Source organism: Kosakonia radicincitans DSM 16656, assembly GCF_000280495.2.
GTDB classification, from domain to species: Bacteria; Pseudomonadota; Gammaproteobacteria; order Enterobacterales; family Enterobacteriaceae; genus Kosakonia; species Kosakonia radicincitans.
Genome location: NZ_CP018016.1, coordinates 4,457,698 through 4,481,488, shown reverse-complemented (window position 1 = coordinate 4,481,488; position 23,791 = coordinate 4,457,698). Strand labels below are relative to the sequence as shown.

Annotated in this window: 25 protein-coding genes; 16 read left to right on the top strand and 9 right to left on the bottom strand. The window is 53.7% G+C overall.

Features of this window, described 5'->3' with window-relative positions; genetic code table 11:
• Positions 1-2 precede the first annotated feature (2 nt).
• The 6 genes from Y71_RS21565 to Y71_RS21540 all read left to right on the top strand — a co-directional run bounded on the left by Y71_RS21565 (position 3) and on the right by Y71_RS21540 (position 5,070).
• Complete coding sequence (locus tag Y71_RS21565; RefSeq protein WP_007373380.1) at positions 3-1,076, top strand: citrate/2-methylcitrate synthase; 1,074 nt, start codon at positions 3-5, stop codon at positions 1,074-1,076.
• Entirely contained in the window at positions 1,067-1,867 is an 801-nt protein-coding gene (locus Y71_RS30585) for an ApeI family dehydratase (RefSeq protein ID WP_007373381.1), read from the top strand. The genes Y71_RS21565 and Y71_RS30585 overlap by 10 nt, the downstream gene beginning before the upstream one ends.
• Positions 1,852-2,409, top strand: coding sequence for a hypothetical protein (locus tag Y71_RS21555; RefSeq protein ID WP_007373382.1), 558 nt, complete (start codon positions 1,852-1,854; stop codon positions 2,407-2,409). The genes Y71_RS30585 and Y71_RS21555 overlap by 16 nt, the downstream gene beginning before the upstream one ends.
• 1 nt (position 2,410) lies before the next feature.
• Complete coding sequence (locus tag Y71_RS21550; RefSeq protein WP_035887163.1) at positions 2,411-2,920, top strand: DUF6622 family protein; 510 nt, start codon at positions 2,411-2,413, stop codon at positions 2,918-2,920.
• A 218-nt stretch (positions 2,921-3,138) separates the two neighbouring features.
• Entirely contained in the window at positions 3,139-4,044 is a 906-nt protein-coding gene (gene gcvA, locus Y71_RS21545) for a transcriptional regulator GcvA (RefSeq protein WP_007373384.1), read from the top strand.
• Between the two features lie 135 nt (positions 4,045-4,179).
• Positions 4,180-5,070: an oxidoreductase gene (locus Y71_RS21540; protein WP_007373385.1), complete on the top strand. Its 891-nt coding sequence runs from the start codon at positions 4,180-4,182 to the stop codon at positions 5,068-5,070.
• Between the two features lie 104 nt (positions 5,071-5,174).
• Here Y71_RS21540 and Y71_RS21535 read toward each other — a convergent pair whose 3' ends face one another.
• Positions 5,175-6,092, bottom strand: coding sequence for a LysR family transcriptional regulator (locus tag Y71_RS21535; RefSeq protein WP_007373386.1), 918 nt, complete (start codon positions 6,090-6,092; stop codon positions 5,175-5,177).
• A gap of 100 nt (positions 6,093-6,192) precedes the next feature.
• Here Y71_RS21535 and Y71_RS21530 point away from each other — a divergent pair, with 100 nt between their 5' ends.
• The gene (locus Y71_RS21530) at positions 6,193-7,191 is read left to right on the top strand and encodes an aldo/keto reductase (protein ID WP_007373387.1); all 999 of its coding nucleotides are present in this window, start codon (positions 6,193-6,195) and stop codon (positions 7,189-7,191) included.
• Positions 7,192-7,313: 122 nt separating this feature from the next.
• Here the strand turns inward: Y71_RS21530 and Y71_RS21525 are convergent, their stop codons facing one another.
• Together Y71_RS21525 and Y71_RS21520 are read right to left on the bottom strand one after the other, a co-directional pair.
• Positions 7,314-7,784, bottom strand: coding sequence for a hypothetical protein (locus Y71_RS21525; RefSeq protein ID WP_035887184.1), 471 nt, complete (start codon positions 7,782-7,784; stop codon positions 7,314-7,316).
• Between the two features lie 56 nt (positions 7,785-7,840).
• The gene (locus tag Y71_RS21520; RefSeq protein ID WP_007373389.1) at positions 7,841-9,298 is read right to left on the bottom strand and encodes an efflux transporter outer membrane subunit; all 1,458 of its coding nucleotides are present in this window, start codon (positions 9,296-9,298) and stop codon (positions 7,841-7,843) included.
• A gap of 89 nt (positions 9,299-9,387) precedes the next feature.
• Between Y71_RS21520 and Y71_RS21515 the strand changes: the two genes are divergently transcribed.
• The 8 genes from Y71_RS21515 to Y71_RS21480 all read left to right on the top strand — a co-directional run bounded on the left by Y71_RS21515 (position 9,388) and on the right by Y71_RS21480 (position 18,889).
• Positions 9,388-10,002 carry a TetR/AcrR family transcriptional regulator gene (locus Y71_RS21515; RefSeq protein ID WP_007373390.1) on the top strand — a complete coding sequence of 205 codons (615 nt, stop codon included), beginning with the start codon at positions 9,388-9,390 and terminating at the stop codon, positions 10,000-10,002.
• A gap of 74 nt (positions 10,003-10,076) precedes the next feature.
• Positions 10,077-11,186: an efflux RND transporter periplasmic adaptor subunit gene (locus tag Y71_RS21510; RefSeq protein WP_007373391.1), complete on the top strand. Its 1,110-nt coding sequence runs from the start codon at positions 10,077-10,079 to the stop codon at positions 11,184-11,186.
• On the top strand, positions 11,183-14,284 hold the full coding sequence (locus Y71_RS21505) for an efflux RND transporter permease subunit (RefSeq protein WP_007373392.1): 3,102 nt from the start codon (positions 11,183-11,185) through the stop codon (positions 14,282-14,284). Before Y71_RS21510 ends, Y71_RS21505 begins: the two co-directional genes overlap by 4 nt.
• An 84-nt stretch (positions 14,285-14,368) precedes the next feature.
• Entirely contained in the window at positions 14,369-15,046 is a 678-nt protein-coding gene (locus Y71_RS21500) for a hypothetical protein (RefSeq protein WP_007373393.1), read from the top strand.
• Positions 15,047-15,159: 113 nt separating this feature from the next.
• Positions 15,160-15,885 carry a MerR family transcriptional regulator gene (locus Y71_RS21495; protein ID WP_007373395.1) on the top strand — a complete coding sequence of 242 codons (726 nt, stop codon included), beginning with the start codon at positions 15,160-15,162 and terminating at the stop codon, positions 15,883-15,885.
• 153 nt (positions 15,886-16,038) lie between these two features.
• Positions 16,039-16,998: a YbgA family protein gene (locus Y71_RS21490; protein ID WP_035887191.1), complete on the top strand. Its 960-nt coding sequence runs from the start codon at positions 16,039-16,041 to the stop codon at positions 16,996-16,998.
• Between the two features lie 116 nt (positions 16,999-17,114).
• A complete protein-coding gene (locus Y71_RS21485) occupies positions 17,115-17,750 on the top strand; it encodes a carbonic anhydrase (protein WP_007373397.1) in 636 nt (211 codons plus the stop codon).
• A 170-nt stretch (positions 17,751-17,920) separates the two neighbouring features.
• A complete protein-coding gene (locus Y71_RS21480; RefSeq protein WP_007373398.1) occupies positions 17,921-18,889 on the top strand; it encodes a bifunctional helix-turn-helix transcriptional regulator/GNAT family N-acetyltransferase in 969 nt (322 codons plus the stop codon).
• A 45-nt stretch (positions 18,890-18,934) separates the two neighbouring features.
• Here the strand turns inward: Y71_RS21480 and Y71_RS21475 are convergent, their stop codons facing one another.
• Both Y71_RS21475 and bhsA read right to left on the bottom strand, forming a co-directional pair.
• On the bottom strand, positions 18,935-19,144 hold the full coding sequence (locus Y71_RS21475) for a YdgH/BhsA/McbA family protein (protein ID WP_007373399.1): 210 nt from the start codon (positions 19,142-19,144) through the stop codon (positions 18,935-18,937).
• An 88-nt stretch (positions 19,145-19,232) separates the two neighbouring features.
• The gene (gene bhsA / locus Y71_RS21470) at positions 19,233-19,490 is read right to left on the bottom strand and encodes a multiple stress resistance protein BhsA (RefSeq protein ID WP_007373400.1); all 258 of its coding nucleotides are present in this window, start codon (positions 19,488-19,490) and stop codon (positions 19,233-19,235) included.
• Positions 19,491-19,740: 250 nt separating this feature from the next.
• Between bhsA and Y71_RS21465 the strand changes: the two genes are divergently transcribed.
• A complete protein-coding gene (locus tag Y71_RS21465; RefSeq protein WP_035887192.1) occupies positions 19,741-20,376 on the top strand; it encodes a TetR/AcrR family transcriptional regulator in 636 nt (211 codons plus the stop codon).
• A gap of 38 nt (positions 20,377-20,414) precedes the next feature.
• Here Y71_RS21465 and Y71_RS21460 read toward each other — a convergent pair whose 3' ends face one another.
• The 4 genes from Y71_RS21460 to Y71_RS21445 form a co-directional block, all read right to left on the bottom strand.
• On the bottom strand, positions 20,415-20,705 hold the full coding sequence (locus Y71_RS21460; RefSeq protein WP_007373402.1) for a putative quinol monooxygenase: 291 nt from the start codon (positions 20,703-20,705) through the stop codon (positions 20,415-20,417).
• Between the two features lie 109 nt (positions 20,706-20,814).
• Positions 20,815-21,750: a GlxA family transcriptional regulator gene (locus Y71_RS21455; protein WP_007373403.1), complete on the bottom strand. Its 936-nt coding sequence runs from the start codon at positions 21,748-21,750 to the stop codon at positions 20,815-20,817.
• A 9-nt stretch (positions 21,751-21,759) separates the two neighbouring features.
• Positions 21,760-22,962 carry an MFS transporter gene (locus tag Y71_RS21450; protein WP_007373404.1) on the bottom strand — a complete coding sequence of 401 codons (1,203 nt, stop codon included), beginning with the start codon at positions 22,960-22,962 and terminating at the stop codon, positions 21,760-21,762.
• 42 nt (positions 22,963-23,004) lie between these two features.
• On the bottom strand, positions 23,005-23,766 hold the full coding sequence (locus Y71_RS21445; protein WP_007373405.1) for an SDR family oxidoreductase: 762 nt from the start codon (positions 23,764-23,766) through the stop codon (positions 23,005-23,007).
• Between the last annotated feature and the right edge of the window lie 25 nt (positions 23,767-23,791).

Here is a 23,791-nt window from a genome sequence, read left to right as displayed (position 1 = left end):
TCATGTCAGATGATGTTATTGATAATTATGATTTAGATAATAACGTGTTGTTTATTCGTGGATGCAATTTGATCGACATTGCCGATGCAAACCGTTATTTGCAGAATGCCTGGTTTGCACTGACCGGCAGCCTCGTTAATGAAGAACAGATGGATCGGCTTATTCAGAGCGCCAGCACCGAACTGAAACAAACGGACCCTGTAACGAAAATTAAAGCGATGCATCAACTGATCAACGCATTGCCATCACTGACCTTAATGCAGCGATTTATGATGTTATTGTCGCAAGTTGAAGTGTCGGCGGCACAGTGTAAGGTTATGGCACCGGTAAACGCTGACGACTGTCTGAAAATTATCTTGCTTATGCCGTGGATTATTTCGCTGACGCGTTCCTCGGAGTCATTTATTGATTTACCGGCGATCGAAAATTGCAAAAGTTTTGAACACTATTTTTGGTTAGCGTTAACCGGTAAGGCGGCCTCTTCCGGCCTGGATGATGAGGCGCGTTGCCGGTTTATGTCTCTGCTGTTGGGCGGGTTTGGTATTGTGACGCCTACTACCACCACGGTAAGGTTTATTGCCAGTACCAAGAGCGATGTTATTTCTGCATTAATCGGTGGGTTTTGTGCCACCGGGCCTGCGCATATGGGCGCCTGTAAATATGCGATCATGAGGCTGTCCAGCGTCATTGATGATGTTGAAAAAGGGAATATTGATGCCGCGGCAAACCATTACTGCAAGGACAAGCCCTGGCCGGGGTTTGGTCATCCAATCATGCGCAATGATGTCCGGGTCGATTTCTTCTTTTCACGCTTTCACATGTTGATGCGGCCCTTCAGTGCACTTGCCCGTGCCATTTCGGACAACAGCGGGCTGCAACCCAATGTCGATTTTTTAATTGCCAGCGTCATGAGCGCGCACCGGGTTATGCCTGAACTGGGGCTGCTGGCCTTTTTTGTCTGTCGGGTGCCGATACTTCTCGCGCACTATCAAGCGCGGTTTAGCGCCCACTCCTTTGGTTTGTCATCAGAGGATTTAAGAGAAAAATATAAAAAGGTTCCCCAATCATGGCTATAAGTCATCGCATCGGAGCAAATTTCCTCGGGATATGTCAGGGCATAGCCTTAACGGGATCGGCGGCGGCTTGCGGACAAATTAATATTTCCCACTGGGATTTAGCGCATAACTACCTGAAACCGGGTTTGTTACTCGAAGCCTTGCATCAATTTGCCGTTCGCTTCGCCACTGCGGTTTCGAAAAATACCGATCCAACCTGGCGCTATCTGCCGGTGATGGTGGAACAGTTTGACTCTGCCGCCAATTTTGATAGCGAACTGTTACGCGTTGAAGGGCATATTGAACTTATTAATGATGCTTACCGTATTCACTGTAAGGCCACTCCACGCGATAATCACCGCGCTGTTATTGCGCAGGCTATTATCATGGTCAGCAAGGTCTACTTACCTGAATCGGCTTCCGACAACGCCTCGCCATCATTCCTCGTTGATTTATATAATGTTTCTCCGTTAACCGGGGATACTTATTCTTTTTCCTTTAACGCGCATCATCCGCTTTTTCAGGGGCACTTTCCCTCCCGGGCCGTATGTCCCGGTTCATTGTTGATTGACATGGTTCTCTCGTTAGCGTCGTGCGAGACGGCGGAGAATATCGCTTCTGTTGCGCTGGAAAAAGTCAAATTTATTGAAGCGGTTTATCCGGGGAATGCCTATCTGCTGTCCATTAAACGAGATGCCGGGTGTGATTCGGGCGGTGTTTTTTATATTCATTCGGAAACTAAAAAACGATGCACGTGCGGCAAGTTTTCTATTAAATATAGAAAGGATGATGCGATATGTTCAATATTATAATTTCCTTTATTCCGTGGAGTATCTACTCATGGGTGGTCAATGAAAACGTGTTAACCATCGTTGAAAGGTCACTGATCTTAAGTGTGATCTTACTATTTATTATTGTGGTGAACATTAAAATTGTCCGACAGGGAGAGCCAGTGATGATTACCAATATTCTGACGGTAATTATCCTGTTTATTAATTACTTTGCCGGATGGTCTACGTTGTTACTGAATTACCCAACAAGTTTTTGTTATCTGTCACTCGCGTTCGTCTCGTTTATGAGTCTGTTGGTCAAGAAACCCTTTACCATTTTTTATGCCAGTGCCGGTGTTTCTGAGGAGAAACGCAGGCATATCATGTTCTACCTTATCAACAAATATATTACATGGATTTGGACAATCATCTTTCTTGCCAATGGCCTGCTCAATGCATTTTTTGCATGGACTCCCCAGCTTCGCCTGGCCACTATTGGCCTGGTCTGTGTTGGTATTCTTTTTTCTAAATATCTTCCTAACATCATGCGATACTTTTATCGCGTCAAACACCATGGTGCATAATATGTCATTATTAACGATTTTGACCGGAACTCCTGTATGGGTCTGGATTTTGCTTGTTTTTCTCATTGCGAGAGGAATAAATGCATTGAATGACCGGGAAATGGAAGTTAAACGGCTTTTTCTGTTGCCGTTAATCTTCCTTTTTTGGGGGGGAAGCGGCGTGATTAATGAACTGGCATTCCCGCACTGGGGAATGGTATCCATGCTGGCGGGGCTACTCATTGGCGGCAGCGTTGGCTGGTTGCTCTGGCGCTCTGGCCCGCGTTTAAAAATCAAAGAGGGAACGGATTTAATTATTCGTCCGGGTACGCCATTGACCCTGATATTTATCATTGTTGCTTTTGCTACCAAATTCGCGTTGATTTTTTTTCTCAATGTCGAACCGGATTTGAAATACGCGTTTAATTTTAATCTTATGTTTGGTCTGTTGAGTGGAATTATCGACGGTGTGTTTTGGGGCGGAACGCTAAATTTATATTTTACGCCCCGACAGGCCGAGAAAGGCATCTGAATACATTGGCGCCTGCGTATCACTGCCTGGCCTTCGGGCCACCGATAAGCACATGCGCGGGAGAATATGCAGAACGCTCCCGGACTGAGGAGCGTTTCTGAGCGTGTCTTCTATTATTTTAAGCACACGATAGCGTGTTTTCTCTGCGGCACCGTTTCCCTGACAATCAATCGAGCCTATTGTGTTATGAGTATTAGCTCATTACAGGGAACAGAAAGATGCGTGATCTTCCTCCTATTGCCACGCTGCGTGCATTCGAGGTGGCAACCCGCCACACGACGTTTACTTCCGCCGCAGAAGAGCTGTGTATTACACAAAGCGCCGTCAGCCATCAGTTAAAAAACCTTGAAGAACTCTGGGGTCTGCAACTTTTTCAGCGCGGTAAGCCCCTCAGCCTGACCCCCGCTGGTGCCGCGCTCGCTCCTCTGGTGCGTGAATTTTTTAGCAAGCTGGAAACCACCCTTAGCGATCTGCGTGAGCAAAAAGGTCGGGTGCGATTGCGCGTCAATACCACTTACTCCTTTGCGCTGAAGTGGCTGCTTCCGCGGTTACCGGGGTTAGCGCGATTGCACCCGGAGATCCTGGTCAGCCTGGAAAGTACGGATAAAGCCATTCACTTCGCCAGCACCGATGCGGATGTGGCGATCCGTTTCGGCCACGGTAATTATCCGGCACTGCACACGGAATTTATGTTCCGCGAGCAGCTCTTTCCAGTAGCCAGCCCGGCGCTTTTACAGCGGTTTGGTACGCCGGATAAACCTGCCGAACTGCTGCGCTACCCGCTCCTGACGCGTGACGGCGCCGATCTGGTCCCGAAATGGGGCGCCTGGTTTAAGCGGGTCGGCGTCAACACCGATGTGCTGCATGAGAGTGTCCGCTTTGCCGATACCAATATGACGATTGAAGCTGCGCTACTTGGGCAGGGGATTGCCCTGGCGCGCAGCGGGCACGTTGAAAAAGAGATTGGCGATGGCTCTCTGATCCGGCTCTTTGATATCCCTTTTCCTTCTCCGGCCGCCTATTACTTCGTCTGCCCTCTGGGAACGGAAACCCAGCCTCATATTGTGAAATTCCGCAGTTGGTTGCTGGCCGAATCACAGCAGGCGCAGCGTAGTTATCGTTAAAGCATGAGTATTTGCTCATGGCGCGATGATGACACTTCACTTTTCATCCGTGGGGGCGCTGTTTAGCATCACTCTATGCTGACCGCGAGAACGCAATCGGCACGCTGATGATTCAATCAACCAGGAGGGCTCAAGATGTCTGACTATCCTTCCATCGCGCTTATCGGTCCCGGCGCGATCGGTACGACTATCGCTGCGGTATTGCATGAAGTTGGCCGCACGCCGCTACTGTGCGGGCGCACTGCCCATTCACAGTTAGTTCTGCGCCACGATGAAGGAGAAATTGTTGTGCCGGGGCCGGTGCTGAACAATCCGGCTGCGATCGCCAATCCTTTCGATGTGGTGTTTGTGGCGGTGAAAACGACCCAGGTCGCTGACTGTGCCGACTGGCTGGCCGCCCTGTGCGATGAAAACACCGTGGTGTGCGCGCTGCAAAACGGCGTTGAGCAGAAAAATCAGCTGGAAAGCCGTGTTAATGGTGCCAGCATACTGCCTTCTGTCGTCTGGTTTCCGGCGCAGCGTGAGCCAGACGCCTCAGTGTGGCTGCGCGTCAAACCGCGTCTTACGCTGCCGGATGTGCCGCAGGCAAAGCGGGTGGCAAAGGCGCTCAGCGGCACTCGCTGTGCGGTTGAGCTGTCGTCCGATTTTACGTCGATCGCCTGGCGCAAGCTGCTGCAAAATGCCGTTGCAGGTCTGATGGTGCTGGCTAATCGCCGCGCCGGAATGTTTTCTCGCGGCGATGTAACGGAACTGGCGCTGGCTTACCTGCGCGAATGCCTGACGGTTGCACGTGCGCAAGGCGCGCTACTGCACGATAACGTTCCGCAGGAAATTATTGAGGGTTTTCAACGCGCACCAGCGGATTTAGGCACCTCGATCCTGGCCGATCGGCAGGCTAACCGCCCCATGGAGTGGGATATTCGCAACGGCGTAATACAGCGTTATGGTCATGCGCAGGGCATTCCCGTCCCCATCAGCGATGTGCTGGTTCCGCTGCTGGCGGCCGGGAGCGAGGGGCCGGGTTAACGCGTTTTCGGCCGCCACGTTTTTAAGCGCAGAGAGAGCAGGGCAAGCGATTTTTGCCTGGCTCTCTGGGTGCTGATTCCACTGCAACCGGTAATAACAAACTTTCAGTCCTTTTCGGTAAGACGTTTATTTCTCGACATGACCCATGTGATAAAAGTGCGTAATGGCGCAGGAATATGTTTACGCCCCGGATAATAAAGCGAGAAATTTTCAGCGGGATAAGGAAAACCAGGTAATAAACGAATCAGCGTGCCGTCATTAATTTTCTGGCGCACCAGCGGTTCATAAACAAAAGCGATGCCCAGTGCCGATTCCGCCGCCTGGATCATCGCTGCATCCGAATCAATAATCAGATCGCCATTCACCGCTATTTCTTTAATGTTATGTTGCTCATCGATAAATTCCCAGCGGTAAATCTCCCCGCTGGGAAAACAGCGGTTAATACATTTAAAGTTAACAAGTTCCTGTGGCGAATCCGGTTCGCCATATTTGTTAATAAATTCAGGGCTGGCAACAGGAATAAGGGAAAGCCTGGGGCCTAACGCAATGGCAATCATATCTTTAGGGACATCCTGAATATAGCGAATTCCCGCATCGAAACCGGATTCGATGATGTTCACTTTTTTGTCGGTGGTGAACAATTCCAGAGTGATATCAGGGTATTCTGTTTTGAATTCAATAAAATACTCCTGAAAGAAAAGATCAAGCACGATACGCGGCAGGTTTACTTTTATTTTGCCTTCTGGCTTCGCCCGGTGTGAATTGAGGCTGTCGATGGCGCGGATATAGTCATTAAAAACAGGCGTAATATTGTTTACGAATTCTTCGCCGATAGCTGTCAATGAAAGACTACGGGTTGACCGGTTTAAAAGCCTTACACCTAATCTCTCTTCCAGATTATTTATGGCGCTGGTCAGGGACGGTGGTGAAAGATTTAATTCTTTGGCCGCTTTGCGAAAACTCCCATGCTTTACAATAAGAAAAAGCATTTCGATATGCTGAAAGTCGGGAAGTTTTTTCATTGTTAATTTCCATTGAATACTGCATTAGGGACATATTAATTGTTACGGATATTAAAGGGAAGTATATCTGTAATCACTTTCTACATATGAGGAAAATAAGGTGAAGAAACGTTTTCTTGGCAAAGATAAATTCCAGGTTTCAGCAGTAGGCCTCGGTTGCATGGGGATGAGTTTTGCTTACGGCGGAGTCGAAGAATCGCAGGCCATTAAAACCCTGCACGCAGCGGTGGATATGGGTGTTACGTTCCTGGATACCGCCGAAGTTTACGGCCCTTATGATAATGAGTTGCTGATCGGTAAGGCCATCAAAGGAATACGCGATAAAGTTCAGATCGCGACAAAATTCGGTTTCCGTATTCTGCCGAATGGCCACGGGATCGAGCGAATGGCGGGCGTGGACAGCCGTCCTCACCATATCCGCGAAGCGGTCGAAGGATCGCTTCAACGGCTTCATATCGACACCATCGATTTACTTTATCAACACCGGATTGATCCCGATGTTCCTGTGGAAGAGGTTGTGGGAACGATGGCGGAGCTGATCAAGGAGGGAAAAGTTCGCCATATCGGGCTTTCCGAAGTGTCGCCGCAGACCCTGCGTCGCGCCTGTAAAGTCCATCCTGTCACTGCGGTCCAGAGCGAATATTCTCTCTGGTCGCGTGAGCCGGAAGCGGGCATTCTCAGCGCTTGCCGTGAATTAGGCGTCGGGTTTGTGCCGTACAGCCCGCTCGGTCGCGGCTTTTTAACCGGCAAGATTACCGACTGCTCCGGCTTCGCCAGCGATGATTTCCGTCGGCAGCTTCCTCGTTTTCAACGCGAGGCGATGGCGAAAAATCATCAACTTCTCAGCCAGTTGCAGAGTGTAGCCGCTCGATACGAATGTAGCCTGGCGCAGCTTGCGCTCGCCTGGGTGATGAGCAAAGGCGAGGATATTGTGCCGATTCCCGGCGCCAGAAATAGTGCGCATTTACAGGACAATACTGGCGCGGTCAGTTTGCAGTTATCGGGTGCAGATATCAGCATAATGGATAATATCTTTACCCCGGAGAGCGTTTGCGGCCTGAGATATAACGAAGGTGACTTTAATTTAATCGACCAATAATAGCCGACGATCCATAAGATCAGCCGCAGGCGGAGGGAGCGGTAAGATGCAAGATTGACATAATGCGCTCTATTTTATCCGGGTAAAAATTGGCGGGATTTTGCCCGGGCGTAGGGGTTACTTCACGGGCCTGGCTGGCGCAATGTAGCAGAAGGCAACATGCGATAACTAAGCTCGATGGAATTTGCTGTTTTGATTGCAGGTAAGAATGCGTGAAGAAGAAAAAGGAGATCATCGATTTGCGCAGCGGAAAAGACCATAGACGGCGTGGCGGTCAGTAAAGAGAGGGTAGCCAGGTTCGCTTCACTCTCTGTCTGTACATAAACTACGGTTTGCGAAGGCCGATATGTCGTGCTCTGCTGGCTGTGCTCTGCGGTGCTGGTTGTTGTACTGACAAGAATCATATCGGCTTCGTCGATGACCGCCCGATCGTTATCGAGGATCCAACAGGGAAATTGTCTTGCCAGATCCTCGGCGCGATGAAAGCTATCGGCTAAGAGAAAAACATGGGCGTCAGGCGCAAGCCGGAATAACCCGGCTAATAAGGTTTCGGTCAGATCAGTGATACCCAGAATACCGATTCGTTTCACCATTTCCCCCCCCTTTACTCAGCGCACAGAGTTTTTTACGACCCCAGAACCGCCGCGCTTTAACCGGATTGCCGGGCCGTTCCGCCGTCGGAAGGGGGTTGCCAGCCGCCACCCAGCGCCCTGAAAGCAGCCACGGCTGCGCGTGCAGAGGCGGTCTGCGCCTGCGCCCTTGCATCGGACGCCTGAAGAAGATTTTCATCGTTATGCAGTACATCAATCAGGCTGGCGGCCCCTTGCTGAAAAGCGACAAAGGAAGCCTGACGCGCGCTGGCCAGCGCGGTTTCGCCCGTCGTCAGCGTCGCTGCCTGCGTTTCCCGGTTGATCAGCGCGGAGAACGCATTTTCAACATCTTCGGTTGCGCGTAATACCGACAACCGGTAAGCGGCAAGCGCTTCCGCCTGCTGGCCTTTCGCCTGTTCTATTTGTGCGTTGATCCGGCCAAAATCAAAAAGCCGCCAGCGTAAACCCAGCACGCCAGCCGACTGGCTGGCTCCCGCAGTGAACAGATTCCCGCTGGAGACTGCCGTTGCGCTGCCGAGCAGAGTGTTGAGTGAAAACGTCGGGTAATACTCGCTGACCGCCACGCCGATGCGGGCGCTTGATGCGGCCAGGTGGCGCTCCGCCACGATGATATCGGGCCTGCGGCGCAGCAACTCTGCTGGAGTCCCCATCGCGGCGATCTGCGGCGTCTGTGGGATTGCAGCGGGCGAAGAGAGCTGCGCCCGGTGCGTGCCTGGTGGAGTACCGAGCATCACGTCCAGCGCATTCATTGCGGCATCAATTCCGTTCTGCAGAACCGGAACGGTAGCCTGAACCTGCGCCAGCGCGCCTTCGGTCTGGTGTACCTGATATTCAGGCGCTAACCCTTTGCTGTGGAGCAGTTGTACCTTTTCCAGCAGTTGTTGCTGCGTATTGACCTGATTATTTGCAATGGCCAGCCGGGTCTGTAATCCGCGCAACGTAATATAGATATCGGCCGTTTGCGCCGCCACGGCAAGGCGCGTCGCGGCGACGCCCGCCTCAGAGGCCTGATAATCTGCCAGCGCAGCCTGACGAGCGCGGCGCAGCCCGCCGAACAGATCAATCTCCCAGCTTGCGTTGAGATCGGTTTCATAGGAATTACCGTAGCGATTATAATCCGGCGTCGAGTTGAGAACCTGTCCCAGAGGGGTTTCGACCGACTGATACGCGCGAGCGGCTTGCCCGCTGATATTTCCCGAGGGGAGTAGCGCCGCTGTTGCTGTTCCGAGCCCGGCACGGGCCTGTGTCATTCTGGCGGATGCCTGGGCAAGATCGAGATTTTGTGCGAGCGCGTCTGAAACCAACTGACTCAAGAGAGGATCCCCGAAACCTTTCCACCAGGTTGTGAAACTGACGGGGCCGGATGCGTTTCGCTGCGGTTGCGCCTGGTAGTGCTCCGCCAGCGGGGCATCAGGACGACGATAATCCGGTCCAACGGCGCAGCCCGTCAGAATGCAGGTACTCACAACCAGAGCAAGAGTACGTTGGGGAAACATGGTGAATCCTTGAGGCGAAATAAAGTTGTGACTACATTACCAAATGGTCACTCGTTGTCAATCCGGGCGCATTGAGCTAAGCTGAAAAAATGACTAAAGATATGAACACCACCCCTTCACGAGGCCCGACGGATCACAATGTCCGCGATCAGGTCGTTGAAGCGGCCACTGAGCACTTCAGCCATTTTGGCTATGAGAAAACCACGGTGTCCGATCTGGCGAAAGCGATCGGTTTCTCCAAGGCATACATCTATAAATTTTTCGACTCCAAGCAGGCTATTGGCGAAGTTATCTGTGCTAACCGGCTGGCGATGATCATGGACATTGTCAATACCGCCATCGCGGATGCGCCGACCGCTTCTGAAAAAATACGGCGTTTACTCAAAACGTTAACGGAAGCTGGCAGCGATCTATTTTTTTGCGATCGCAAGCTATACGACATTGCCGCTGTGGCCGCGCGGGATAACTGGCCGTCAGTGGTGGCCTATAAGCAGCATCTGCGAGAACTGATTGAAACAATCCTTGTTGAAGGGCGTCAGGCGGGGGAATTTGAAAGAAAAACGCCGCTGGACGAGGCCGCGCATGCGATTTATCTGGTCATGCTCCCGTATATCAGCCCGGTTGAGCTGCAATATAATCTGGAAACAGCCCCGACGGCCGCTGTATTGCTGGCATCACTGATATTGCGCAGCCTGTCGCCATAATTTGTGACTATTGACAATATTGGTCACTAGTTTGAGAATGCGGTTCCTGTCCTGTTAAATAAATAAGGGAACCCATGCTCAGGCCCACACTTGCCACCTTTGTTTTTTGCCTGTTGCCGTTTGCGCTTGTCGCCTGCGGCGACGCTTCCAGCGTCGACGATCCCCGTAGCCAGCCACCTTTGGTGAGGTCGGTGACGGTGGTGGGCGCAGCCGATTCCTCGCGTGCCTTTACGGGTACTGTTGTGGCACGCATTCAAAGCGCTATAGGCTTCCGGGTGTCGGGTAAGATCCTTGAACGTCTCGTTGATACCGGCCAGACCGTCAAAAAAGGGCAGCCGTTAATGCGTCTGGACCCCGTCGATCTGCATCTGCAGGCGCAGGCCCAGCAGCAAGCCGTTGCGGCTGCACAGGCGCGCGCCAGGCAGACGGCCGATGATGAGGCGCGTTATCGGGGGCTGGTTGCGGCAGGCGCGGTCTCTGCTTCGGCTTACGATCAGATAAAAGCGGCTGCGGCGACGGCGAAGGCGGAATTGAGCGCCGCTCAGGCGCAGGCCAGCGTGGCGCAAAATGCGATGAGCTACGCGTTACTGGTGGCTGACGCCGATGGCGTGGTTATGGAAACGCTGGCTGAACCTGGTCAGGTGGTCAGTGCCGGAGAGCCGGTGGTCAGGCTGGCCAGAGCCGGGCTGCGCGAGGCGATTGTCCAGTTGCCGGAAACGTTGCGCCCGGCACCTGGAAGCGAGGCGAGGGCGACGCTGTACGGTAACGAAAGCGAAGCGGTGACGGCAAAACTACGCTTGCTGTCAGATGCCGCCGATCCGCTGACGCGTACATTTGAGGCGCGATACATCCTTGAGGGCGCTCTGGCGAACGCTCCTCTCGGCGCCACCGTTACGCTCCATATTGGCGAAGAGAATGTGTCTCATCAGTTACTCCAGGTGCCACTGGCGGCGATTTATGATGCCGGTAAAGGGCCGGGCGTCTGGCGAATTTCCGGCAAGCCCGCCAAAGTGACATGGCAACCCGTGCAGGTGGTAAGCCTGGGGGATGATGCGGCAAGCGTGACCGGTAGCCTTAAGCCCGGCGAGCAGGTCGTGGCGCTGGGGGCGCATCTGCTGCATGACGGTGAGGCAATCCGGCTGGCTAAGCAGAACGATGCCAGTGTCGCCGGGAGCCAGCCATGAGTACGTCGCGGTTTAACCTTTCGGCGCTCGCTGTGCGCGAGCGTTCCATCACTCTGTTTCTCATTTTGCTGATTACGGTTGCCGGGATTCTCGCGTTCTTTGGACTGGGACGTGCAGAAGATCCGCCGTTTACCGTCAAACAGATGACCATCATTTCAGCCTGGCCTGGCGCCACGGCGCAGGAGATGCAGGACCAGGTAGCCGAACCGCTGGAAAAGCGTTTGCAGGAGCTTAAGTGGTATGACCGTAGCGAGACCTACACGCGGCCGGGGCTGGCTTTTACCACGCTCTCATTACAGGATGGAACACCGCCTTCCCAGGTTCAGGAGGAGTTTTACCAGGCGCGTAAAAAGCTGGGTGATGAGGCAAAAAGCCTGCCCACAGGCGTAATCGGCCCGATGATCAACGATGAGTTCTCCGATGTCACTTTTGCACTCTTTGCCCTGAAAGCAAAGGGCGAGCCGCAGCGCCTGCTGGTGCGTGATGCCGAGTCATTACGTCAGCGTTTATTGCATGTTCCCGGCGTTAAAAAGGTCAATATTATCGGCGAACAGGCGGAGCGGATATTTGTCTCGTTCTCCCACGATCGGCTGGCAACGCTGGGTATTTCTCCACAGGATATTTTTTCTGCCCTGAACAGCCAGAACGTGTTGACGCCTGCCGGTTCGATAGACGCCAGGGGGCCGCAGGTTTTTATCCGTCTTGATGGCGCTTTCGACGATCTGGAGAAAATTCGTAACACGCCCGTTGTCGCTCAGGGCAGAACATTGCAACTCTCCGATGTGGCGACGGTGGAGCGCGGTTACGAAGATCCGGCAACGTTCTTGGTGCGCAATCAGGGGGAACCTGCACTGCTGCTGGGGATCGTGATGCGTGAGGGCTGGAACGGTCTGGAACTGGGTAAAGCGCTGGATGCGGAGGCGAGCAATATTAATGCGCAGATGCCGCTCGGTATGACTTTTAGCAAAGTGACCGATCAGTCCGTCAATATCAGCTCGGCAGTCGACGAATTCATGATCAAATTTTTCGTCGCGTTGCTGGTGGTGATGCTGGTCTGCTTTCTCAGTATGGGCTGGCGCGTCGGTGTCGTGGTTGCCGCTGCGGTACCTTTAACATTGGCTGCCGTTTTTGTGGTGATGGAAGCCACGGGCAAGAATTTTGACCGTATAACCCTGGGATCGCTCATCCTCGCTCTGGGGCTGCTGGTGGATGACGCCATCATTGCCATCGAAATGATGGTGGTAAAAATGGAGGAGGGATACGACCGGATCAAAGCCTCAGCCTACGCCTGGAGCCACACCGCTGCGCCAATGCTGGCTGGCACACTGGTAACAGCCGTTGGCTTTATGCCCAACGGGTTTGCGCAATCCACGGCGGGCGAATATACCAGCAATATGTTCTGGATTGTGGGAATTGCATTGATTGCTTCCTGGGTGGTGGCGGTGGTGTTTACGCCTTACCTGGGGGTGAAAATGCTGCCCAACATCAAAACGGTTGAAGGGGGGCACACGGCTATCTACAACACCCGCCGCTACAACCGTTTTCGTGCATTTCTGACCCGCGTTATTGCGCGGAAATGGCTCGCCGCTGGCTCGGTTATTGCGCTTTTTATCATCGCCATTCTGGGGATGGGGCTGGTTAAAAAACAATTTTTCCCTACCTCCGATCGCCCGGAAGTGCTGGTGGAAATACAACTGCCTTACGGTAGCGCCATTGAGCAGACCAGCGCCTCGGCGGCAAAAATCGAAAACTGGCTCAAGGAACAACAAGAAGCCAAAATCGTCACCGCGTATGTAGGGCAGGGATCGCCACGCTTTTATCTGGCGATGGCGCCGGAACTGCCCGATCCTTCATTTGCGAAAATTGTTGTGCTCACCGACAGCGAGGAAGCGCGCGATGCACTCAAGCACCGGCTTCGCGAAGCGGTGGCTGATGGGCTTGCGCCCGAAGCGCGCGTTCGCGTTACGCAACTGGTGTTTGGCCCCTATTCGCCGTATCCGGTGGCATTCCGTGTGATGGGGCCGGATCCGGCCAGACTGCGTGACATCGCCGACAAAGTGAAAACGGTGATGCAGGCCAGCCCGTTGATGAGAACCGTCAATACAGACTGGGGAACGCGTGTGCCTGCGCTGCATTTCACGCTCGATCAAAACCGCCTGCAAGCGGTGGGATTGACATCGGGCAGCGTGGCTCAGCAGCTTCAGTTCCTGCTTTCGGGCGTGCCAGTCACCCAGGTGCGTGAAGATATTCGTTCGGTACAGGTGATGGCGCGCGCTGCGGGGAATATTCGTCTTGATCCGGCAAGAATCGGCGACTTTACCTTAGTCGGATCGGCCGGGCAGCGCGTTCCGCTGTCGCAAATAGGGACGTTTGAGGTACGTATGGAAGATCCTGTCCTGCGCCGTCGCGATCGTACGCCAACCATTACCGTACGGGGCGATATCGCCGACTCTCTTCAGCCGCCAGATGTATCGGTGGCGATAATGAAGCAACTTCAGCCGATCATCACGTCGCTACCGGATGGATATCGTATTGAGCTGGCGGGTTCCATTGAGGAGTCAGGAAAAGCCACCAAAGCGATGGCACCTTTATTCCCTATCATGATAGCCATGACGCTACTGATCATTATCCTGCAGGTGCGTTCGATGTCGGCAATGGTGATGGTCTTTATGACCGCGCCTCTGGGATTGATTGGGGTCGTGCCAACGCTGCTGCTCTTTGACAAACCTTTTGGTATCAATGCGCTGGTGGGGTTGGTCGCGCTTTCGGGCATTCTCATGCGCAACACATTAATCCTTATCGGTCAGATCCATCACAACCAACAGGAAGGACTTGCGCCGTTCCCTGCGGTTGTTGAGGCAACCGTACAGCGCGCCCGGCCGGTACTGCTCACGGCGCTGGCAGCCATTCTGGCGTTTATTCCACTGACGCACTCCATATTTTGGGGCACACTGGCTTATACGCTTATCGGCGGGACATTCGGTGGAACTATTATCACATTGGTATTTTTGCCAGCGATGTACGCTATCTGGTACCGGATAAAAGTTCCTGCTTCAGCAACCTCACCGGTGGAACGCGCAGTAAAACAACCTGAATAATCTTGTGCTGTCCGGGCATGCGTTGCGATACTAGCCACGCATGCCTGTGTACTAGCATTATTTTTTATGCTGACGGGATGCCAGATGATGAACCGCGAACTGGATGCTCTCTACTCTTCGACAAACCAACAAACACTCGCGCAGTGGCAAGTAACTCAGGGTATCGGCGAGCCACGCGGCGCGTATTACGACCCGCGCAGGCTTGCGCTGGCCGCCGGGATCCAACCAGAGATGCCTGCGCAGATCCGTGCGCTGCTTGATGATTTACAGCAGCTTGCCGGGCGCGATCCGTTAGCGGATATCCTGCCCGCAGAAGGATTCCATTTCACCTTTTTACCCCTGACATTACCGCTCTACGAACCGGGGGAACCCTTACCGGAAAAGATCCAGCACTTAACAACGTGTTGGAAGCGCTATCACGCTCAGACAATTAAGATAAGTGCATTACGCCTGGTGGCGTTACCCGGTCAGCTATTACTTGCGGGGATCGCTGATGAACAGGCGATGGCGATGCGCCACGCTTTTTGCCAGCAGGTTTTGCATTCAGCGTGGCGGGACGAATTGCTTGCCAGGCACCCGGCGTTACCTTTGCCGCCGTTATTTTGGCACAGCACACTGTTACGTTACGGCGCAACATACTTACCGCAGACGCTGCGGGAATTCTTCCTCGCCCGGCAGGGGCGTGATTATGGTGACGTCGCTGGCAGTCTGAAACTGGCCCGCATCAATTACAACTGGACGCAGTGCTATCCTTTGGATTAGCCCGATAGCAACGGGAACGGGTTACGGCACTCCGGCTGACGGGCAGGTGCCTCATTCAACAGGGAAATATCCGTGATATATTGAACGTTATCCTCTTTCATCAGGCGCAACCCATGTCCTACTCGATCGGCGAATTTGCCAGGCTTTGCGGGATCCCCGCCACGACGCTGCGTGCATGGCAGCGTCGTTATGGTCTGCTCAAGCCGATGCGTACGGAAGGCGGGCACAGGTTGTACAATGATGACGATGTGCAGCAGGCGCTTAAAATACTCGACTGGGTGAAAAAAGGTGTGCCTGTCAGCCAGGTGAAGCCACTGCTGGCGCGCCCGGGTAGCCGTCACGCGAACAACTGGCTGACGCTTCAGCAGACGATGCTTCAGCATCTGAAAGAGGGCAAAATCGAATCCCTGCGTCAGCTCATTTATAATTCAGGCCGCGAATATCCAAGGGGTGAGCTGGTACGCGAAGTGCTGCGCCCACTGCGCGGTCAGGTGTCGGCCAATGTTGCCGCGATGATGACCCTGCGGGAAATTCTCGATGGCATCATTATTTCCTATACGGCGTTTTGTCTGGAAAGGGATAAAAAAGCGCCCGGCGAAAACTATCTGCTCACCGGCTGGCACCTTAACGATCCCTGTGAAATCTGGCTTGAAGCGTTACTGCGCACCGGGCAGGGGCAACGTATTGATATTCTTCCGTCTCCTCCGGCAATGCTGGCGCCAGAGATCTTCCCGCAGCGCAAATGGTTGCTGGTGACCAGCGGAAAGCTGAGCGCCGCGCGTAAAAAACAGATTATGCAGTGGCAGCAGGTTGTCTCCCTTGACGTTATTACCCTTTAAAAACGTTCCCGGTAGCTTGATGTTTGCTGACTAATAACTCTTTGTAATATTTATTCATTAACAAATTTTATCTTTTAAAACTTAGACAAATATACTCTGTTGTGTAACTTTTAAGGTAGGTCTTTTTATACCCGTTAAGCGCAGGGGGCATTTATGAACCATCAACCCACGATTGGGATTAGCGGATGTCTGACGGGCTCCGCAGTGCGCTTCGACGGGGGACATAAACGCATGGGGTTTGTCATGGATGAACTGGCGCAGTGGGTCACGTTTAAGCCTGTCTGCCCGGAGATGGCCATCGGTCTGCCGGTTCCTCGCCCGGCGTTGCGCCTGATCCAGACGACCGATGGCGACACCCGCATGCGTTTTAGCCACGATCCGCAGGAAGATGTGACGGACAAAATGGCTGCTTTCGCCGAACGTTTTCTGCCTTCCGTCAGTAACTTATCCGGCTTTATTGTCTGCGCTAAATCGCCCAGTTGCGGGATGGAACGCGTACGGCTGTATGATGAGCAGGGCCATCGCGGACGTAAAGCGGGCATCGGGCTGTTTACCGCTGCGCTGCTGAAAAAATACCCGTGGCTGCCGGTAGAAGAGGATGGGCGCTTGCACGATCCGCAGCTGTGCGAAAACTTTGTCGCGCGGATCTTCGCGTTGCATGAGCTGAATGCGCTACGTGAAGAGGGGTTAACCCGCAGCAATCTGCTGGCGTTTCACAGCCGCTACAAACTTCAGTTGCTGGCTCATCACCAGGCGGGGTACCGCAAAATCGGTCCCTTTGTTGCCCGGCTCGGCGAGTGGAAGGATCTGGATGCTTTCTTTGTCGCTTATCGCGAGCAGTTTATGGCGCTCCTTAAACATGTCGCTTCGCGCAAGAATCACACCAACGTGCTGATGCATATTCAGGGCTATTTTACCCGGCACCTCACCAGTCGGCAGCGTGCTGAACTGCTGTCGGTGATCACCAACTACCGGCTTGGGTTATTGCCGCTGCTTGCGCCATTAACATTGCTGCAACACTATCTGGCGGAATATCCAGACAGTTACCTGCAAACACAGAGCTATTTCGCGCCTTATCCCGCCAATCTTGGCCTGCGGCTCGCCGTGAACTGACGGGACGCAAAAAGAGATGCAGACAGAGAACTATTGCAATTTACGTCAAGATGCGGGACTTTTGGCGTGAGGTTTTTCTCAAACCGAAATGAATACCGAAAAAAAGAGAACGTGCTATGCAACATATCATTGAAGGCTTCCTCAGCTTCCAGAAAGAAATTTTCCCGCAACGTAAAGAGCTTTTCCGTAGCCTGGCCTCCAGTCAGAACCCGAAAGCCTTGTTTATTTCCTGCTCAGACAGCCGTCTGGTGCCGGAACTGGTGACGCAACAGGAGCCGGGCCAGCTTTTCGTTATCCGCAATGCCGGTAATATCGTGCCGTCGTTCGGGCCGGAGCCGGGCGGTGTATCAGCGACAATCGAATATGCGGTTGTGGCGCTGGGCGTGACGGATATCGTGATTTGTGGTCACTCCAACTGCGGCGCGATGAAAGCGATCGCTACCGCTCAGAGCCTGGAGCCAATGCCTGCGGTGGCCCACTGGCTGCACTATTCAGATGCAGCAAGAGCCGTTGTTGAGAAGAGAACTTTTGAAAACGAGACCGACAAAGTCAATGCGATGGTCGAAGAGAACGTGATTGCGCAACTGAACAATATCAAAACGCATCCTTCTGTGGCCGTCGGGCTTCGTGACAACGCGCTGCGTCTGCACGGGTGGGTTTACGATATTGAAAGCGGCGAAATCCGTACGCTGGATAAAAACAGCAAAAAATACGTTTCGCTGGCCGAAAATCCGACGGTGTATTTTGAATAAAACTTTATTGCGTGGCTGAAGCGTCAGCCCCGATAAATACGTAAAGGCTGCCTGGCAGCCTTTTTTATGCGCGGCGTCAGTGCTTTCCCGTGAGCGTCAGTCTGTTGCATTGACAGGATGTACTGCAGGTGGTTGTATAGTACAACTAACTATCCTGTAGCGGAAACATGATGACAGCGCCCAACCTGATTAATGACATTCGTGTCGCCTCCCGGCTGATGGTTCGTGAACTTGGCTTTATGAATTCGACGCTTGCCGCCACGGATTACTCGCCCTCCGCTGTGCATACCTTGCTGGAAGTTGAACATCACGGCGCCATCACCGCTGCGCAACTGGTCAATATTCTGGGGCTGGAAAAATCCAGCGTCAGCCGCATGCTGGCCAGGCTGATTAAAGCGGGGGAGTTACAGGAAGTTCAGGCCACTGACGATGCGCGCTTTAAGACACTGCAATTGACTGCAAAAGGGAAAGAGAGCGTTGCCCGCATTAACCGCTATGGCGCGATGCGCGTGCGTGAGGCGATGGAGCATCTGAGCGATGCGCAGCGTGAAGTGGTCGCCCGTGGATTATCCGCTTACGCCTTTGCGCTGGAAAGTTGCCGCAACGGGGTGGCGCAACTGGGCGGTGCAAAACCGGAAATTGTCAGCGGTTATCTGCCGGGGATGATTGGCCGGATCAGCGAAATGCATGCCAGCTATTATTCGCAGCACTATGATTTTGGCTATTTTTTTGAAGCAAAAGTCGCTGCCGGGCTGGCGGAGTTTGCCGGGCGGCTGGACAATCCGCGTAACGGCATCTGGCTTGCCGTTCGTCACGGGCGCATTGTAGGTTCGGTGGCTATTGACGGGGAAGATCTGGGAAATAACGAGGCGCATCTGCGCTGGTTTATTCTTGACGAAGAGTGCAGAGGCAGCGGCATCGGGCGAGAACTGCTGGCCCGTGCGATGGCATTTTGCGACGAGCAACAGTTCGACGCGGTACAGCTCTGGACCTTCAGCGGATTGCATGCGGCCCGCAGCCTGTATGAATCCTGTGGCTTTACACTCAGCAAAGAGTGGCAGGGCGATCAGTGGGGACGCCCGATGCTGGAACAGCAATTCACCCGTTACAACCATGCGGGTTCGCCTTCGCGGGCATAAAAAAAGCGCCCGAAGGCGCCTCTCACACAGAACATCGCAACAAACTTATTTGGTCAGTTCGGCTGTCATGTGTACGTTGTTATTGGTATTGGCTTCAATAATTTTGTAAGACGCACCTTCTTTCTGCGCCTGGGCGGCAATCACGGATTCTGCATCATCCAGTGTGCGGCCGGTAGCCGTAACGGTCTGTGCGAAAGCGCCAAAAGAGAGAGCAGAAAGAGCAGCAGCGATAGCGATAGTATTGAAAGTTTTCATGGTGTTATTCCTTAAATTTCTCATTCGTGTTGGGCGTTATTGCCCGAATCTAAAAATCTTCTGTTGTGGCTGGTGACCAGCCAACGTCTTATTTGTAGATAACCGCGGTGCCGTGCAGGGTGTTCGGGCCGGTCACTGAGGTGATACGGAACGATTTCGCACCCATTTCATCGGCTTTCTGCGCCAGTTCACTTTCCAGCGAAGAGAGGTTGGTACCGGCATTGGCGGAAATCACGCCCACTTTCTGCTGGTCGGCCGGAGAAGACTGAACTTCTACCGCAGCCATGCTGGCGAAAGAGAGGGAGCTAAGAACTGCAACGGCGATCAGGGACTGAATGCTTTTCATGTGATTTACCTTTCTAAAATGGTTTGTTTGGGCGTCGTAAGTATTAACTTAACGATCGATAGGTAAATCATAAGTGTGATCTGCATCACTCGTCAATATTATTTTTATAGTGATCATTAAAATAAATATAAATGTTTTGTTATTCAATGCATTGAGTGGTGAAATTTTTTTAAAAATCTTCGCTGGTCATCGCCCTTGCAATGTTTTTATAATGATTAGTAATTAAATCCATGTGGACAAGGGAGGAACCATGACAACCGATGTCACATGCTGTACGAAAAAAAGTCGTGGACGACCAAAAGTCTTCGACAGAGCGGAGATGATGGACAAAGCGATGATGCTGTTCTGGCAGCATGGCTATGAAGCCACATCGCTGGCCGAGCTGGCGGAAGCCACCGGCGCGAAAGCGCCAACGCTGTATGCGGAGTTCACCAATAAAGAAGGGTTATTCATGGCGGTTCTCGACCGCTACATGGCGCGCTTTATTGCGAAACACCAGGCGACGCTGTTTTGTGATGAGAAGAGCGTAACCCAGGCGTTGCGGGATTATTTCACCGCAGTAGTCGGCTGTTTTACCCAAAGCGACACGCCAGCGGGCTGCTTTTTGATCAACACCTCTGCCACGGTGTCATCGTCGGCTGCGCCTATCGTCGAGACGATCCGGGAAAAGCATGCTTCGCAGGAACAGACCCTGCTGACATTTTTGCAGCAGCGCCAGTTGCGCGGTGAGATCCCGCCACACAGCGATCTGCCGGTGATTGCGCATTTTTTAATGTGCATTGTGCAGGGGATGGCGGTCAGCGCGCGGGAAGGCGCGACGCGGGAAAAGCTGATGGAGATTATCGACACCACACTGCGCTTATGGCCGGAGCTGGTGAAAGCGTGAAGACAAGAAACCCAGGCCAGAATGCCTGGGTTTGGTCGTCAGGCGACGGCGGTCAGCGTCGTGACCTGTAAATCGGCTAAGCCGTCAATGGCGCTGACCAGCGCTTTGAACGGCGCGGCCTGTTCATGCTGCGCCAGCATTTGCGCCGATTGCCAGCGCTCAATCATCACGAACTGATGATCGTTTTTGCTGTTGACATGCAACTGGTACTGCTCACATCCCGGCTCGCCCTGAACGTCCCGTTCCACGGTTTTCAGCGCCTGAGCTACTTTGTCGCGGGCGCCTGCATGGGCGGTAATGGTGGCGACAATAGTGATTTTTTCCTGCATTTTTCTGCTCCTTTAAGCGTATAAAACTGTGCTCAGTCTACGCCGCCTGTGCGAACAAATAATCCCCTTTCGGGCGACAGCACTTTCATGCGCAAAGAGAAAATAGGGCTCAGCGCCCGGTACGCAACGACTGCGGCGGAATGCCATAGCCGCGAATAAAGACTTCCCGCATATGGCGGCGATCGCGAAAACCGGATTCGCGGGCGATGGCATCCAGCGACAAACGGCTTTGCTCAATCATCAGCCGCGCAGCTTCCAGACGTAATCCCTCAATCGCCTTGGCCGGCGATTTCCCCGTCTCCTGGCGAAACAGGCGACTAAGCTGGCGGGCGCTCAGATGGACGGCATCGGCCAGCAGTTCCACCGTCAGCGCTTTACTCAGATTACTGCGGGCATATTCGAGCGCGCTTTGCAGACGATCGGAGCGCGGTGCCAGCGCCAGCATCTCCGAATGCTGCGTTTGCCCGCCGGAGCGCCGCTGGTTCATCACCAGATTGTGCGCCACTGCGCGGGCGATCTCCGCACCCAGATCTTTTTCCACCATGCCGAGCGCCATATCCAGCCCGGCGGTCATGCCTGCGGAGGTCCAGACCCGATCATCAATGATAAAAATGCGATCATCTTCAAGTTGAATGTCGGGATGCAACTGCAACAAACTGCGGGCGTGCGCCCAGTGCGTGGTCGCGCGTTTTTTATCCAGTAATCCGGCCTGCGCCAGCACAAAGGCGCCGGTGCAGACCCCCGCAATGCGGCGTGCCTGGAGCGCCGTGGTTTGCAGAAAATGGACGATGCCAGCTGATGCCGGTTCTTCAACCGGTGTCAGTACGCCCGCTACCAGCCAGCTATCCACCTGCGTATCATCCGAAAGCGGCAGCGAATCCACGCCAATACCTGATGATGAGCGTACCGTGCCGCCAAATTCGGAGTAGACCACCGGCTGGTAAAAGGCTTTGCCGGTGGCCATGTTGGCAAACTCAAACACGGTCAGCGTGGAGATCGCCAGCATCTGGAAATGGTCGGCAATGATTAAGCCAATTTTATGCATCGCGACTCCCTAAGATCGCAGGCTGGCGGGCTGGAGCGTCGGGCAGCGAACGCGTAATCGCTCCGAAATCAGCAGGCTGATTAACGCCAGTAATAAGAACAGAACAGCGCTGAGCATCACACCATAAAAACCCCACAGCGGATAGATCCACGATGCGACGGCCGAGCCAAAACCAATCCCACAGAACATAAAGGCGCTGGTTAACGCCAGCGAAATCCCGCGCGTTTCGGCCGTGGCGATTTCCACCACTCGCCGCTGCTGGGACGGCCATAGCAGATCCGTAGAGAAAGCCCACAGTACCAGCAGCAGATAAAGCAGCATCAGTTTTGCGGGCAGGATCATCATCGCCAGCATATCCACAATCAGCAGCGTGATGCCCACCACCAGTAAACGCTCGGCGCTGTAGCGACGCGCTGCGCGACCAACAAACAGGTTGCCAAAAATCCCGGCGACGCCAATCACCGCTAAGGCAACAGAAACGCTGGTGGCTGTGCCGTGCCAGTTATCGCGGATCAGCGGAGAGATAAACGCGTACATGTCGTAGACGCCGGAGGTGATAAAAAATACCACCAGGAACGCCGCCAACGATTTACCCTCCGCCAGCACAGCGACCAACTGGCGAAAGTGGATATCCGCGCCTTTAACGATGTTTGGCACGCTTAACCACACCGCCAGCGCCGTAAACAGGCTGAACAAGGCGACCAGCGCAAACAGTTCACGCGCCCCCCATGTCGTAGCAATCCAGGCGGCCAGCGGGATCCCCACCATGCTCGCCATCGAGACACCAAGCAATATCATGGCGATAGCACTGCCGCGATCGTGCTGCGCCACTAACTCCGCGCCGAGCGCCACCAGTACCGGGCCAATCAGCGAAGCGCCAAGCCCCATCACAATGCGAGAAGCGATCAGCATCGGGTAATCTGCTGCCATCGCAAAGAGAAGTGCGCCGAGGCCAAATACCAGCATCCCGGCCAGTACCTGATATTTACGCATCAGGTGACCGAAAAAGATCTGCGCCAGCGGAGCGGCCAACGCGAAGGTTAAACCAAAAATGGAGAGCAGACGGGCGCTTTGCCCGTCACTTAATCCCCATTCATGGGAGACTGCGGCCAGGCTGCCCGCAACCGACAGTGCGCCCGTCGCCTGAACAAAATAGGCCAGGCTCAGCGCCCACAGGGCGCGTCTTTGCGAAGGGGGGATTGGGTTCTGCATTATCAACTCCAGCAAAGGGGCAGCGGGCTGCCCCGTCATCGTTTATGCAACAGGAATGGGGTTATCGACGAGGGACTGGTTGAACGCGTTAACCATCACATGCTCATTCGCTCCGGGGTTGTCACGCGCGGGCAGTACGCTGTCCACAATCGCTTCAAGGGTATCGGTGCCCAGTTTGTCGAAGGTCTGCTGAATAAAGTCCTGCAACGGCATCGCGCGCGGATCGCCGCTTTTATAAATCAGATCGGTATCTACCCACGGCGGCGAAATTTCAATCACTTTGACGCTACTGTCGCGCAACAGGAAACGCTGCGACAGGGTGTAGGAGTGAATGGCCGCCTTCGTTGCGGAGTAAAGCGCATTCGCCGCGAGCGGCAGGAACGCCAGAATCGAACTGTTATTGATCAGCACCGCATCCGGCTGCTTTTTCAGATGTTCGATAAACGCGGCGCTGACGCGCACTGGCCCCAGCAGATTCGTGTTAAGCAGCGTGACTGCCATTTCGTCATCCAGCTCACCGGCGGCGTTATCAAACGGCATAATACCTGCGTTGTTGATCACCACGTTCAGCGCCGGATAGCGTAATAACACCTCTTTGGCTGCGGCGTTGATACTGTCCGCGCGGGTTACATCCAGCACGACTGCGCCCATGCCGGGATTAGCGGCGGTGACGCTATCCAGTAGCGCCTGGCGCCGTCCGGAAATGATTACCTGATTGCCAAGCTGGTGGAATTTTTCAGCCATCGCACGGCCAATACCAGAGGTGCCGCCGGTAATAAAAATCGTATTGCCTGTCAGTTTCATGATCTCATCCTTTGTTCTGTTAACG